13 protein-coding genes are annotated in these 12,522 nt (G+C 72.6%); 6 read left to right on the top strand and 7 right to left on the bottom strand.

Features of this window, described 5'->3' with window-relative positions:
- The first annotated feature begins 100 nt into the window (after window positions 1–100).
- A complete protein-coding gene (locus ACZ4MU_RS21940; protein WP_467879120.1) occupies window positions 101–586 on the top strand; it encodes a carboxymuconolactone decarboxylase family protein in 486 nt (161 codons plus the stop codon).
- Here ACZ4MU_RS21940 and ACZ4MU_RS21945 read toward each other — a convergent pair.
- Genes ACZ4MU_RS21945 through ACZ4MU_RS21975 form a run of 7 tightly spaced genes read right to left on the bottom strand, consistent with a single transcriptional unit; the run spans window position 579 to window position 6,929 of the window.
- On the bottom strand, window positions 579–1,316 hold the full coding sequence (locus ACZ4MU_RS21945; protein WP_467879123.1) for an HAD family hydrolase: 738 nt from the start codon (window positions 1,314–1,316) through the stop codon (window positions 579–581). The genes ACZ4MU_RS21940 and ACZ4MU_RS21945 overlap by 8 nt on opposite strands.
- Before the next feature lie 2 nt (window positions 1,317–1,318).
- Window positions 1,319–2,131, bottom strand: coding sequence for an ABC transporter permease (locus ACZ4MU_RS21950; protein WP_467879125.1), 813 nt, complete (start codon window positions 2,129–2,131; stop codon window positions 1,319–1,321).
- Window positions 2,128–2,895, bottom strand: a complete 768-nt coding sequence (locus tag ACZ4MU_RS21955) for an ABC transporter permease (protein ID WP_467879127.1) — start codon at window positions 2,893–2,895, stop codon at window positions 2,128–2,130. The genes ACZ4MU_RS21950 and ACZ4MU_RS21955 overlap by 4 nt, the downstream gene beginning before the upstream one ends.
- Window positions 2,895–3,848, bottom strand: a complete 954-nt coding sequence (locus tag ACZ4MU_RS21960) for an ABC transporter ATP-binding protein (protein ID WP_467879130.1) — start codon at window positions 3,846–3,848, stop codon at window positions 2,895–2,897. Before ACZ4MU_RS21960 ends, ACZ4MU_RS21955 begins: the two co-directional genes overlap by 1 nt.
- Complete coding sequence (locus tag ACZ4MU_RS21965) at window positions 3,845–4,900, bottom strand: nucleotidyltransferase family protein (RefSeq protein ID WP_467879133.1); 1,056 nt, start codon at window positions 4,898–4,900, stop codon at window positions 3,845–3,847. Before ACZ4MU_RS21965 ends, ACZ4MU_RS21960 begins: the two co-directional genes overlap by 4 nt.
- A complete protein-coding gene (locus ACZ4MU_RS21970) occupies window positions 4,897–5,727 on the bottom strand; it encodes a hypothetical protein (RefSeq protein WP_467879136.1) in 831 nt (276 codons plus the stop codon). The genes ACZ4MU_RS21965 and ACZ4MU_RS21970 overlap by 4 nt, the downstream gene beginning before the upstream one ends.
- A complete protein-coding gene (locus tag ACZ4MU_RS21975) occupies window positions 5,724–6,929 on the bottom strand; it encodes a M16 family metallopeptidase (protein WP_467879139.1) in 1,206 nt (401 codons plus the stop codon). Before ACZ4MU_RS21975 ends, ACZ4MU_RS21970 begins: the two co-directional genes overlap by 4 nt.
- A gap of 404 nt (window positions 6,930–7,333) precedes the next feature.
- On the opposite strand from ACZ4MU_RS21975, the gene ACZ4MU_RS21980 reads away from it, so the two are divergent.
- From ACZ4MU_RS21980 to ACZ4MU_RS22000, 5 genes are read left to right on the top strand one after another with little or no spacing between them, the layout of a single operon-like run.
- Window positions 7,334–8,143 (top strand): glucose 1-dehydrogenase, encoded by an 810-nt coding sequence (locus tag ACZ4MU_RS21980; protein ID WP_467879141.1) that lies wholly within the window; start codon window positions 7,334–7,336, stop codon window positions 8,141–8,143.
- Window positions 8,140–10,080 carry a hypothetical protein gene (locus tag ACZ4MU_RS21985; protein WP_467879143.1) on the top strand — a complete coding sequence of 647 codons (1,941 nt, stop codon included), beginning with the start codon at window positions 8,140–8,142 and terminating at the stop codon, window positions 10,078–10,080. The genes ACZ4MU_RS21980 and ACZ4MU_RS21985 overlap by 4 nt, the downstream gene beginning before the upstream one ends.
- A 44-nt stretch (window positions 10,081–10,124) precedes the next feature.
- Window positions 10,125–10,889: a dTMP kinase gene (locus ACZ4MU_RS21990; protein WP_467879145.1), complete on the top strand. Its 765-nt coding sequence runs from the start codon at window positions 10,125–10,127 to the stop codon at window positions 10,887–10,889.
- Complete coding sequence (locus ACZ4MU_RS21995) at window positions 10,886–12,109, top strand: hypothetical protein (protein ID WP_467879147.1); 1,224 nt, start codon at window positions 10,886–10,888, stop codon at window positions 12,107–12,109. The genes ACZ4MU_RS21990 and ACZ4MU_RS21995 overlap by 4 nt, the downstream gene beginning before the upstream one ends.
- Window positions 12,106–12,507, top strand: coding sequence for an NUDIX domain-containing protein (locus tag ACZ4MU_RS22000; protein ID WP_467879150.1), 402 nt, complete (start codon window positions 12,106–12,108; stop codon window positions 12,505–12,507). The genes ACZ4MU_RS21995 and ACZ4MU_RS22000 overlap by 4 nt, the downstream gene beginning before the upstream one ends.
- The last annotated feature ends 15 nt before the right edge of the window (window positions 12,508–12,522 follow it).

Raw genomic sequence — 12,522 nt, forward strand, 5'->3', positions numbered from 1 at the left:
CCCGCGGCGGTGGCCCTCGTCACAGCGCGGCCGCGTCACAGGGAGCGGGCCGCCGGCATCTCCTGGTCGTCAGTACGACACCACACGTGAGGACGACATCATGGAACCCCGTTTCCTCCTGTTCGAGAACGAGTTCGGCGCCAGGTTCGCCAAGCGGTTCGCCAACACCGGCACGCTGCTCCAGAAGTCGTCGCTGTCCGCGGCCACGCAGGAGCTGGTGGCGCTGCGCACCAGTCAGATCAACGGCTGCGGCTGGTGCGTCGACGTGCACACCAAGGAGGCGACGGCGGCCGGTGAGAGCGCGGACCGGCTCCACCTGGTCGCGGCCTGGCGCGAGACCACGGTGTTCACCGAGGCGGAGCGGGCCGCGCTGGCCTTCGCCGAGGAGGGCACCCGGCTCGCGGACGCCCACCAGGGGGTGTCGGACGAGACCTGGGCGCGGGTGCGCGAGCAGTACGACGACGACCAGATCGCCGCGCTGGTGGCGTTGACCGCCCTGATCAACGCCGCCAACCGGCTCGCCGTGACGGTCCGCCAGAAGGGCGGCTCGTACGAGGTCGGCATGCTCGCGGCCGCGTTCAGCTGACCGGTATCCGCGGGCGGCCCGGCCCGGGGTCATTCGCTCCGGGCCGGGCCCACGGGTGGTGGGGGCGGCGGGTCAGGCTCCGCAGCAGGTCCGGGTCGGCCAGCGTGGTGTGCAGGGCGTCGCCGGTGAGGTCCGGGCCGGGGCAGGGGGCGACGGCGACCACGTACAGGCCCGCCGCCCGGGCGGAGCGCACCCCGACCGCCGAGTCCTCCACCGCCACCGCGCCGCGAGGCCGGACGCGGAGCCGTTCGCAAGCGGTGCGGTAGAGGTCGGGGGCCGGTTTGGGGCGCTCGACGTCGTCGCTGCCCAGGACGAGCTCGAACGCGTCCGCCAGGCCGATGTGGCGGAGGTGCCGCAGGACGGCGTGACGCGGCGAGTTGGAGACCACCGCCAGGGGGCGGTCCGCGGCCAGCTGTGTCACGAATGCGACTGCGCCCGGCATGGCGGTGACCCCCTCGGCGAGCCCCGCCTCCACGAGCTCGTGGACCTGGCGGGCCAGCGCCCGGTGCGCGGCCGGCCGCCCGAGCAGCCGGGCCAGCGCCCGGCCCAGCTCCGGCAGGTGCAGGCCGACCAGGGCGAGCCGGTCCGCAGCGTCCGGCGACACACCGTGCAGGGCGCAGACGGCCGCGCAGGCCCGGTCCCAGTGCGCCTGGGTGTCGACGAGGGTACCGTCGCAGTCCAGGACCACGGCCTCGGTGGGCGGCAGACGGGTGGCACGGGTCCGCTCCATCGTCAGGCACCCGCTCCCATCGAGCCGGTACGCCGGCCCCGCCGGGCCATCAGACGGAACATCCAGGTCGCCGCGGTGAGCCAGGCGGCGCCGAGCAGCACCGCCCAGCAGGCCGGGACCAGGGCGTCTGCGGCCCCCGCACCGGCGACGACGGAACGGATCGCCTTGAGCGTCTGGGTGAGGGGGATCGCCTGCGCCACCGCCCGCACCCAGTCGGGCCAGTAGGAAGTCGGCACCTGGACTCCGCAGACCGCCATCATCAGCAGATAGGTGGCGTTGGAGATGATGTTGCGGGCGCCGTCGGCGTTGAAGGCCACCGCCGCGACGAACAGGCCGAAGCAGTAGGTGCTCGCCGCGGTGAGGACGACCAGGGCCGTCACGGGCGCGATCTGCCCCGCCTGCCAGCGCACCCCGAACGCCGGTCCCAGGGCGAAGAGCGCGGCCAGTGAGGTGGCCGTACCGCTGACCGGCCACTGCAGACTGCGGCCGATGAACACCCACGAGAGCGGGGCCGGGGCCGCGCTGAGCAGGCTGAGCGTGCCGACCCGGCGCTCCCAGGTGGTGGAGACGATCACCATCATCGACTCGATGACGCAGGTCATGACGGCGTTGCCGACGAGGAGGTAGCGGGTCTGCTCGGCGGAGCCGATGACGTGTCCGAAGACGGCGAAGAAGGTGACCTGGGCCAGCATCCGGCCCAGCCAGCCGAACGTCCAGGTCTTCCAGGTGTACATGGCGCGCATGTCGGCCAGCGCGTTGGCGGCGCTGTAGCGGATGATGCGCGCGGGCTCGGTGATCGATGTCGTCGGGCTCATGAGTGGGACAGCGTTCCCAGTCGGCGGACCCGGCGCAGTACGCGGTGCAGCAGCGCCGTTCCGATCAGATAGCTCGCGGAGCCCAGCGCCAGGACCGCGGCCAGCCGGGCGGCCACGTCGTGCGGTGCCGGGGTGGCCAGACTGTCGCGCAGCAGGTCCCCGCTCCAGGACAGGAAGATCGCGTGGGAGGCCGGACGGAGCCAGAACGGCAGCATCGCCACGGGGATGAGGACTCCGCTGAGCAGGTAGAACGGATAGGTGAGGGTGTTCTGGACCGTCCGGGCCGAGGGCATCAGGATGAACAGCGGGGAGAAGATCGTCGCCGTCGCGGCCATCGCCAGCGCCGTGACGACCAGGCACACGGCGAACACCAGTGGGTGGCGCACCGCCAGCCACCGGTCGAAGACCAGCCCGGCGACCAGCCACGCCTCCGCGAACGAGAGCAGACCGAGGGTGGTCACCGCGCAGATCCGCCCGATCACCAGGGTGGACAGCCGTGCCGGTACGGCGATCAGCGCCTCCAGGGTGCCGGACCTGCGCTCGTCGCCGATCAGCTCACCGGCGATGAACAGGGCCAGCGTCCACAGGGACATGAGGGTGGGTGACACGATGGCGAACGGGGCGAGGTCGGGCCGTCCCGCGTGCTCCGAGATGGCCATGAACACCAGCGTGAACAGCGGTGCGGTGACACAGATCTGGAGAGTGTCCGGGGCGCCCAGGGCGACGCGGAGCTGGAACCGGAAACCGGTGAAGAAGATCCGCATCAGCCGACCGCCATCCCTCGGTCGCCGATGAGGTGGAGGTAGGCGTCCTCCAGGTTGGGCCGCTGGGTGGAGAGTTCGGACACCCCGGCCTCCACCAGGAGCCGCAGCACGGTACGGGTGACCGAGGAGCCGGCCGTCTCCACCCGCAGCCGGCCGGACGGTTCGGCCTCGACCGCGAGGACGCCCTCCAGCGCGGTGAGCGCCTGCCGTGTCGCGGCGGGGACACCGCCCGCGACCACCCGCTCGTACCGGGGCACCACACGGCCGATCTCGGCCGGGGTCTCGGTGAGCAGCACGCGCCCCCGGTCGATCATCGTCACCAGGTCGCAGACCGCCTCGGCCTCGGCCATGTCGTGGGTGGTCATCAGCACGGTCCTGCGCTCCGCGCGCATCTCCCCGACCAAGCCGCGGAAGTCGCGCGCGGCCACCGGGTCCATGCCCACCGTGGGCTCGTCCAGGAGCAGCACCTTCGGATCGCCCACCAGCCCGCGGGCCAGGTGCAGCCGCTGCTTCATACCGCGCGAGAAGGTGTCGACGCGGTCGCCCGCCCGGTCGGCGAGGCCGAGGCGTTCCAGCAGCGCGTCGACCCGCAGGCGCAGCGCCAGGCCGTGCAGCCCGTACATGGCGGCCCAGAAACGCAGGTTCTGCCGGGCACTGAGCCGTCCGTACAGACCGCGGTCGCCGCCGAAGACGATCCCGATGTCGCGGCGGACGGCCGCCGCGTCCGTGCCGACGTCGTGCCCCAGCACGGAGGCGGTGCCGGAGGTCGCCTCCAGGACGGTGGAAAGGATCTTGCACAGGGTGGTCTTGCCCGCGCCGTTGGGGCCGACCAGGCCGTGCACCTCACCGGCCTCGACGGTGAGGTCCACACCGGTGAGGGCGTGGGCGCGTTTCGCGCCGGCCCGGCCCTCGCCGTAGTCGCGGCACAGCGCGCGTGTCTCGATCGCACTCATCGGGGTCCTTCGGGCAGGTGGGGGAGGGCGGCGAGGGCCGCCTCGTAGCGGTCCGGCGCGACCAGCTCGGACTCGACCAGCAGATAGTCGCCGACCGGGGTCAGCATCAGGGTGTCGCCGCCCGCGTGGTGCTCCACCGCGCGGCGCCAGTCGGGCCGGTGGGCCCGGCGCAGCCCCATGCCGTAGCGGACCCGTGGGGGCGGCGCGGCGGTCGCCGCGGAACGCCGCTCGCGCTCCTGCCCGGCGGCCGGCTCCAGCCGTCGGCGCAGCTCCTCGAAGGGGCCCAGCGGTGCGCACCGCCCGGCGTGGGCGAGGAGTTCCGTCACCTCCGGGGCCAGCCGGAACTCGCGGACCGTCGTCTCGGCCGCCGCGACCGACTCCGGGCCGACCTGGGACAGCACGATCACGTCGATCGCGTCGACGGCGTGGAAGGCGCGCTGGAACCGTTCCTCCGCTATCGCCAGGAGACTGGTGAGCACCTCGTCGGACGGCGGCCGGGAGCGCACGGGCAGCGCCGCGCCGTCCCCGAAGTAGGCGGCGGTGCCCACGTCGACCTTGGCGTCGCGGTCGAGCAGCGGATCCAGCGGCGCCCAGGACAGGGTGGCCATCATGTGCCGCCGCTCGCCGTCGACCACGGAGTAGTCGAGGTTCTCGACGGGTCGGTGGTCGAGCACCACCCGGACCACGGCCCAGAGTTCCCGTTCGTCCGCGACGACCAGATCGAGGTCGCCGGTGGGCCGCAGGACGCCCTCGGGGTAGTGCTGGGAGATCGCGGGGCCCTTGAGCACGTGGACCGGGTGGGCGGCACCGATCGCGGTGTGCAGCCGCCGGTAGTCGTCCGCGCGGGCGCGGGCGCGGCGCAGCTCGTCGGCGGAACCGGTGCCGAGGCGGTGCCCGGCCCGCTCGGCGACGGAGAAGACCAGTTGGACGAGGGCCTCCCGGGTGGCCCGGGCGCGGCGGACCAAAACACGCAGGTCCTCGTCGGGGGAGAGGTCGAACAAGCGGTAGAGCAGCGGCAGATCGACCGGGTCGACGCGGACGGTGGTGCTCATACGGGGGTCTCCTCGTCGGGGCGGGGGCGGCGCCAGAAGCGGTGGTCGAGGCGCCAGCCGCGCTCCTGGAGGGCGGCCACGACCCGGGCCCCGCCGTCGGGGCCGGTGCTGTCGTGCACGACGTTGCCGAACAGCGGACGGCCCCGTTCGGCGGCGAGCGCGGCACAAGCGGCGACCAGCGCCGCGGTGCCGGGCCGTACGGCGTCGGCGTCGTCGACCAGCAGGTCGAAGAGGTCGGCGAACTCGACGCCGGTGACCTCGTCCCGGGCGGCGGTGAGCACGGACGCGTGCCCGATGGGGCGGCCGTCGCGGGTCAGCAGGAAGGAGACCCGGTCGGGGGCGTCCAGTACCTCCCGGGCGGCGGTGTCGACCAGTTCGGCGCGCCGGGTGTCCCCGGACGCGGGGCCGTAGCCGTCGGCGATGGCGCGGACCAGCCAGTGGGCGATCAGTCGGTCGTGCTCCGGCCCGGCCGGTGCGACGGCGAGCCCGGCGGGGGGCTGCTGGGCGGCCTGCGGTACGGCGCCGGTGTGGCGCACGTAACTGACCGACGGACGCCAGGGAGCGGGCAGCGGGGTGTCACCGGGCGTCCGCAGCAACAGGGCTTCGGCGTCCGGGTGGGCTTCGGCGAGCCGCCGCTCCAGCTCGGCGAGGGCGGCGGGAGCGGCGAGCAGCTCCGGTGCCGCGTACTCCACCAGACAGCGCCGCTCCTGGGTGATGGGGTCGGTCTGCGCCCCCGCCACATAGGTGTGGGGGCCGATCTCGGCCCGCATGTCCTGCTCGTGGGCCCAGGCCAGATAGGCGGGGGCGGCAAGGGCGGGGGTGCTCATGACGCCTCCGGTCGTACGACGACGGTCAGCCCGTCCAGGACCTCGGCCGCGGCGGCGCGGACCTGCTCGGCGTCCACGCGGTCCAGGCCGGCCAGCTCCGTGGTCAGTGACCACGCGGTGGTGCCGGCACGGCTGCGCTGGGCGACCATGCGCAGCTGGTCCAGCGGCGACTCGCTGTCCAGGATCAGCCGCATCCGGGCCTGTCGGCGGGCCGCCGCCAGATCCTCCGGATCGGGGCCGGCGGACGCCAGTTCGGCGAGGAGCGCGCGCACGATGCCCACGACTGTCTCGCCGTTGCCGGGCTCGACACCGACCAGCACCCGCCACGCTCCGGCCTCCTGGTAGCCGCGGTCCCAGCACGCGAACGAGTACGCCAGACCGGCCTCGTTGCGCAGTCTGCGGTAGAGCGGGGACGAGGGGCTGTCGCCCAAGAGCTGGGCCAGGACCGCGAAGCGGCGGCGCCCGGGGTCGTCGGCCGCGGGGGAGCGGGCGCCGACGCAGACCCAGCCGTACTCCTCGGGCCAGACGACGGCGGAATCCGGGGCGATCGGGGGCAGGGGCCGGGCGGGAGCGGGGAGGGCGGCGGGTGCGACGGTCCGTCCCAACCCGTCCAGCCGCGGCAGCCGGGGTCCGATCACCACCAGCGTCATGGCACTGGTGAGGAACCTGGCGCGGTGTCCTTCCATGACGTCGGCCAGGCTGATGCGGCGGATCTGCTCGACGTCGCCGCCGACCGGGCGCCCCAGTGGGTGGCCGGGGAAGAGCTGGGCGAGGAAGGCGTCCTGGACGACGTCGCCCGGGTCGGCCCGGGCCGCGGCGAGTTCCTGAAGGACCGCGTCACGCTCGGTGTGCAACACCGCCTCGGTCAACGCCGGCCGCAGGACGGCCTGGTGCAGCAGCCGGACCACCGCGTCGGCGTCGTCGGCGTGCACCTGGGCGTAGAAGAGCATGATGTCGAGGCCGGTCTCGGCGTTGGCGTTGCCTCCGAGGCGCTCCACCTGCTCGCAGAACGAGGGCCGCCCGTCGAGTGGGGCCGACATCAGTGTGTGCTCCAGCAGATGGGCGAGACCGCCGTGTTCGGCCGGGTCGTCGCGGGAGCCGTAGCGGACGGCGAGGCAGACGCTCGTCGTGCGCAGCCGCTCGTCCAGCAGCGCGATCGTCGGCAGTGCGGAGGGTACGACGGCGGTGGGCGAGGGCGGCATCTCGGCCTTTCCATGGGTTTCTGGACGGGTTACAGCGGGTTTCCGGGACGTTTGCGCGAGGAGAGACAAAGCAGGGCGGAGCGCGTGCTCCGCCCTGCTTTTATGAGCGGAAATTACCGCTGCTTCGTCGACGTCTTGTCCAGACGCGGACGGAGCGAGACCTTGTGAGCGCGCATTTTCGTTTCCTCCCTCCTCGTTCTCGTTCGGTCGGGGGTGCCCCAGAAACATAGAGCGATGAAAAACGCCGGGTCAACCCCGGATCGAAGAGAATCGCTCGTTTTCCTCGTGTATAGATAATTCGTTGATGAGGTGTATATGCGGGGCTGTCGGAGCGTAGATCAGCGGTATATGGCGGCTTGCCAGTCTGGGCTGCTCACCAGCAGACGAGAGGGGTTCGACCAGCCATGACCGACCAGCTGCCGATGGCAGGCAAAGGCGCCCTGATAACCGGTGCGGGTTCCGGGATCGGCCGATCGATAGCCTGGGGGCTGGCCCGGTCCGGTGCCCGTGTGGTCCTCAACGACCGGGACTGGAGCAGTACGGACGGACTTCGCCGTGAAAAGGAGACCCGGGAATACCTGGACGCTCTCGGCGCCGACTACCGCCTCATCGAGGCGGATGTTTCGTCGGAAGGCGCGGTTAAGGACATGTTCCAGCTCGCACTGAGCGAAACGGGCTCTCTCGACTTTCTGGTCAATAATGCCGGCGAACAGCTCCCCTCGGCGGCCCATCTCCATTCTCTGGCGGATTTCTCCCGGGTCCTCGACACCAACCTGGTCGGCGCGTTCCTGTGCGCCAGGACGGCTCTGGAGCACTTCGTCGGCGCGGGCGTCCGCGGCGCGGTCCTGAACATCACGAGCGTCCACGAGACGGTGCCCAAGCCCGGGTTCGCCAGCTACGCGGCGAGCAAGGCGGCGCTGCGGATGCTCACCGCCACCCTGGCCCTGGAGTACGCGGCGCACGGCATCCGGGTCAACGCCATCGCCCCGGGTGCCATCGATACGGACATGAACCGGGACTGGGTGTCCGACCGGGACAGAAGGGCCCGCGCCGAGGCCCGCATCCCGCTGGGCCGGATCGGGCAGCCCGAGGAGGTGGCCACTCTCGCCCTGTTCCTGCTGTCGGACGCCGCGCGCTACATCACCGGGCAGTCCGTGCTCATCGACGGGGGCCTGAGCCTGCACACCGACTTCCAGCGGGACTGGGCCTCGTGAACGGCCACCGGCCCGCCGCGGGGCCCCGCAGCCCGGCCCGGCCCCGGGTCATCGCGCTCGACGGCGCCGACAACGCGGGCAAGACCACCCAGCTCCGGCTGCTGCGCGGCGCGACCGGCGAGGAGGTGTGCGTCGGCGCGGGTGTCCACCACTACCTTCCGCAGTGGCCGAAGCTCTCCGGCGACGAGCTGGCCCACTGGTGGTTCACCGAGTCGCGGAGCGAGGAGCTGGTCCGCCTGCTCCTCAAGGGCTACGGCCGACGGCTGGACGCGCTCACCGGCCGGCACCCCTGGGTGATCCTGGACCGGGGCCTGGCCACCGTGGAGGCGAGCTGCGTCGCCTCGGTGATGCTCAAGGACGGCCGGTCGGCGCGGGACGCGGAGGCCCTGGTCGCGGGCGTCCGGGCGGAGGTGCTGGGCGACTGGGACCCCGAGACGTACAGCGTGCTGCTGTCCCTGGGTTCACCGGCCGAGGGCGCCGCGCTCAGCATCGGACGGGAGAGGGCCGCGGACGAGCGGTACACGCACTACCAGCATCTGCTGCACGCCGCGCTCGAAACCCGCCGCTCCCGCCACGACGCGGTCATCGAGGCGGACCGCACGGGAATCATCGACGTGCAGAACCAGCTCCGCGCCCATCTCGCCGACGTCGGCCTGCACACCCGGCCGTTGCTGGAGGACGTCCGGCGGGTCATCGGTCTCGGCGGCCTGTCGGAGAGCGGCAAGAGCAGCGCGGGCGAGTACCTCCGCCGCCGGTTCGGGACCACCCGGCTGAAGCTGGGGTACCTCGTCGACCTGGCCGCCGCCCGGCACGGTCTCGCGATGCCGTACGAGGAGGAGCCCAGACGGCTGGCCGAGCTGGTGGTCGACGAACTGGACCGGTATGCCCGCGCGCACTACTACCTGCGCGACTACACCATCGAGAGCCTGCACAGGCCCGGGCTGACCCGGGAGCTGAAGCGGCTGCTCGGTGAGCGGCTCAGCGTGGTCTACCTGGACGCCGCGGCGCCCGTCCGGGCCCGGCGCTCGCTCGTCGGCCCCGACGCCCTGGCCCGCAACGACGAGGTGAAGCTGTCCCGGGGAGCCGACGCGATCGCGGGGGAGTGCGACCTGCTGATCGACAACACCGGCCCGCGCCCCGGCCTGGAACTCGCCCTCGACCGGCTGATGACCGGTGCCGCCGCGCCCGCCCCGGCTCCGCGGATGGCCGGCCCCCTGGAGCTGCCCGCCCCGGAGGCGCTGCGCCGGGCCGCGGCCACCACACTGACGGGGCTGCGGTCCGCGCTCGGCGAACGGCTGCTGCTGTTCGTCGTGGCGGGCAGCGTCGGATTCGGCACCGCCGACCCCGAACTGAGCGACCTGGACGTCCTGGTGGGCGTCGAAGCCGGTTCCACCGCCGCTCTCGCCGGGGAACTGGCGCGGCTGCGCTCCGCGGTGGACGTCAAACTCGGCGTCACCGTCCTGACCCGGCATGAACTGCTGCTCCAGCGCTGCGATTCGCGCACCTTCAGCACCCTGTACTCGCTCGGCCAGGGCCGGATCGCCTGCCAGTACGTCAGCGACGACCTCGAACTGCCGGAGTTCGGCGGACCCGAGCGCCACCAGCAGACCATCCAGTACCTGGCGCGGACGCTGCACGAGCTCCGGCGCCCCCTGCTGGGCGTCGAGACGAGCCCGTACGCCCTGTACAAGACGGTCCTGAACGCAGCCAAGATGCTGCTGCGGCTCGCCGGGGCCGAGGAGACCGACCCCAGCGCCATCTCCGCCCTCTTCGACCGGATGTTCCCGGCCCCGGACCGGGCCAGGATCCCGAGCCGGCCGGAGTACCGGGAGATGGGACGCGAGGAAGTCGCGGCGGTCGCCGTGTCCGTCCTGGAGTGGTTCGAGCGGTACCTGGCCACCGCGCCGGCAGTCACCCCCGCATCCGCATCCGCGTGACCCGATCCCCGGAAACACCGCACGACCCGTAGGAGTACCGCACTGTGAAGATCGACGACGACGTTCCCGGCCCCGCCGAAGTGATCCGGCCCTACCCCCGTCTGGCGCCCGTGCGCAACATCGGTGCGGCCGCCGCCGAGGCCGTGGTTCCGGGCCGGCTCATTGCGCTGGAAGGGCCCGACGGGGCGGGCAAGACCACCCAGATCGAGCTGTTGAGGGCGGCCCTGACCGAGGACGGCTGGTCCGTGCGGGTCTGCGCGTTCATCAGGAACCCGCTCATCTGGCACGCCAAGGCGCGCGGCAAGTACGACAACTGGGACCCGTACACCATGGCCCTGCTGTACGCCGCCTCGCTCACCGACCTCGTCAACCGGGAGGTGCTGCCGCACCTCGCCTCGGGCGGCGTGGTCATCATGGACCGCTACCTCTACTCGGTCATGGGCCGCTCGGAGGCCCGCGGCTGCGACCGGCAGTGGCTCAGCGCTCTGCTGGCCCCGGCCACCCTGCCGCACCGCACCCTGCATCTGCGCACCCCCGTCGCGGAGTGCTTCGACCGCAAGGCCGCCCTGGCTCCGACCTTCTCGTACTGGGAGTGCGGAGTGGACCTGCACGGCGACGACGCCCTGCGCTTCGCCGGGCCCAAGGAGGCCTACCGCGACAGCTTCCTGCTCTACCAGCAGCGCGTCCAGGACATCGTCGTGGACCTGCTGAAGGACGCCGACGCGCTGGGTCTGCCGGGAGCCGAGCGGGAGACGACCGCGGCCCGGGCGGCTGCCTGGGTGCGCGCGGGCCTGGCCGGGTCCCCGTGACCGCGCCCGCCACCGCCCGCTGTCTGCGGGAGGTGCTCGCCGAGCGGGCCGGGGCGCGGGACTGGGCGGCCGTCGAGGCGCTGAGCGGAATCGAGGTACTTCCCCCGCCGCCGGGACTCCCCGGCCCCCGCACCCCGGCCTGGCGGCACGCACTGGCGTCCTGGGGCTATCTGGTCACCGGCGTGAGCGAGCTGAAGAACTCGACCTGCGGGTTCGCCCAGCGGGACGGCCGGCCCCACTTCTTCAAGTACGTACGAGCCCGGAACGCCGTCGCCGAACTGGCCGGTTACCTGGAGTTCGGCGCCGCGGGCAACCGGGTGCCCGCCCTGCTGTCCCTGCTGCGCACCGGCGCGGGAACGGTCATGGTGTACGAGTACCTGCCCTCGATGGGGCTGGGGCGCGGCACTTTGTTCGACATGTTGTGCCGCGCCGAGCGGGGCGGGACACTGCTGCCCGAGCACGAGGTCGGCCCGCTGCTCGACCGTATCCGCGCGAACTGCGCCCGGCGCACGGTGCGTTCGTCCTCGCCCATCGACGCCTTCTTCGCCCACCGCGTCACCGAACGGCTGATCCCCTGGTACGTCGAGCGCCGACGACCCTGGCTGGACCAGCCGGTGGTGGTCGACCCGGTGCCGCGGCCGGTGACGGTGCGGGAGTGCCTGGAGGGCACCGCGGCTTACTTCGACGGCCTCGGCGGGCGCGCCTGCGTGCTGTCCCAGGGCGATTTCAGCGAGACCAACGTGGGCAGGGGCGCGGTCTTCGTGGACCTGAGCAACGCCGGGCACAACGATGTGCGCGGCGAGCTCGCGACCGCCTTCTGGTCGCTCTTCCTCGGCGGGGGGCACCTGTTCCCCAAGTACCACCCGGCCGCCTACCGCTGGCGGGAGGCACCCTTCGAAGGCGCGGCCCCGCGGTGCGCCACCCACCTGGACCCGCGCACCGGGACGCTCCACATCGACCTCGACCACCGGCTCTCGCCCGCCCGGGCGGACCTGCTCCACCGGCTGCTGGAGGTGTTCGCCGAGGCGTTCGGCCCCGGGCTGTTCGACCGCCGGCTAGCCCCCTACCTGGTGATGAGAGCGGTCGGCGTCCTCGACCTCGACACCCTCGAACCCACCGACCGGGCTGTCTGCACCGCCCTGGTCCTGCGCTTCTGGCACGGGCGCGACGACCTCGCTACCGTCCTGCGCACACTGATCGATCATGGGAGAAACCGATGAAGTCCCGGGCCGTGGCCATCGTCCGGCAGGACGACTCCGTCCTGCTGATCCACCGACGCAAGGAGGGGGTGGAGTACCACACCCTGCCGGGCGGAGGCGTCGAGGAAGGGGAGACGCCGCAGGAGGCGTGCGTGCGTGAACTGGCCGAGGAGACCGGGCTTTCGGCGGCCGTGGAGTCACCTCTGCTCACCTACGACAACGCGGGCCGCACCGAGCACTACTTCGTGATGGGCCCCGCCACCGGAACCCCGCGCCTGGGCGGCCCGGAGAGCGAACGGGACCGCGAGGACAACCAGTACCGGCTCGTGTGGGTGCCGCTGGCCGAGGTGGCGGCCGTCGGTGTGAAGCCGGCCGCCATCGTGCCCCACCTGGCCGAACTCCCCGGCAACGTAGAATGACCCTCCGTTCACCGG

Source organism: Streptomyces sp. NPDC026377 (genome assembly GCF_055567715.1).

Coding starts and splice junctions, on each gene's coding strand:
- ACZ4MU_RS21940 (WP_467879120.1), top strand. CDS start 101: ATGGAACCCCGTTTCCTCCTGTTCGAGAACGAGTTCGGCGCCAGGTTC.
- ACZ4MU_RS21945 (WP_467879123.1), bottom strand. CDS start 1,316: ATGGAGCGGACCCGTGCCACCCGTCTGCCGCCCACCGAGGCCGTGGTC.
- ACZ4MU_RS21950 (WP_467879125.1), bottom strand. CDS start 2,131: ATGAGCCCGACGACATCGATCACCGAGCCCGCGCGCATCATCCGCTAC.
- ACZ4MU_RS21955 (WP_467879127.1), bottom strand. CDS start 2,895: ATGCGGATCTTCTTCACCGGTTTCCGGTTCCAGCTCCGCGTCGCCCTG.
- ACZ4MU_RS21960 (WP_467879130.1), bottom strand. CDS start 3,848: ATGAGTGCGATCGAGACACGCGCGCTGTGCCGCGACTACGGCGAGGGC.
- ACZ4MU_RS21965 (WP_467879133.1), bottom strand. CDS start 4,900: ATGAGCACCACCGTCCGCGTCGACCCGGTCGATCTGCCGCTGCTCTAC.
- ACZ4MU_RS21970 (WP_467879136.1), bottom strand. CDS start 5,727: ATGAGCACCCCCGCCCTTGCCGCCCCCGCCTATCTGGCCTGGGCCCAC.
- ACZ4MU_RS21975 (WP_467879139.1), bottom strand. CDS start 6,929: ATGCCGCCCTCGCCCACCGCCGTCGTACCCTCCGCACTGCCGACGATC.
- ACZ4MU_RS21980 (WP_467879141.1), top strand. CDS start 7,334: ATGACCGACCAGCTGCCGATGGCAGGCAAAGGCGCCCTGATAACCGGT.
- ACZ4MU_RS22000 (WP_467879150.1), top strand. CDS start 12,106: ATGAAGTCCCGGGCCGTGGCCATCGTCCGGCAGGACGACTCCGTCCTG.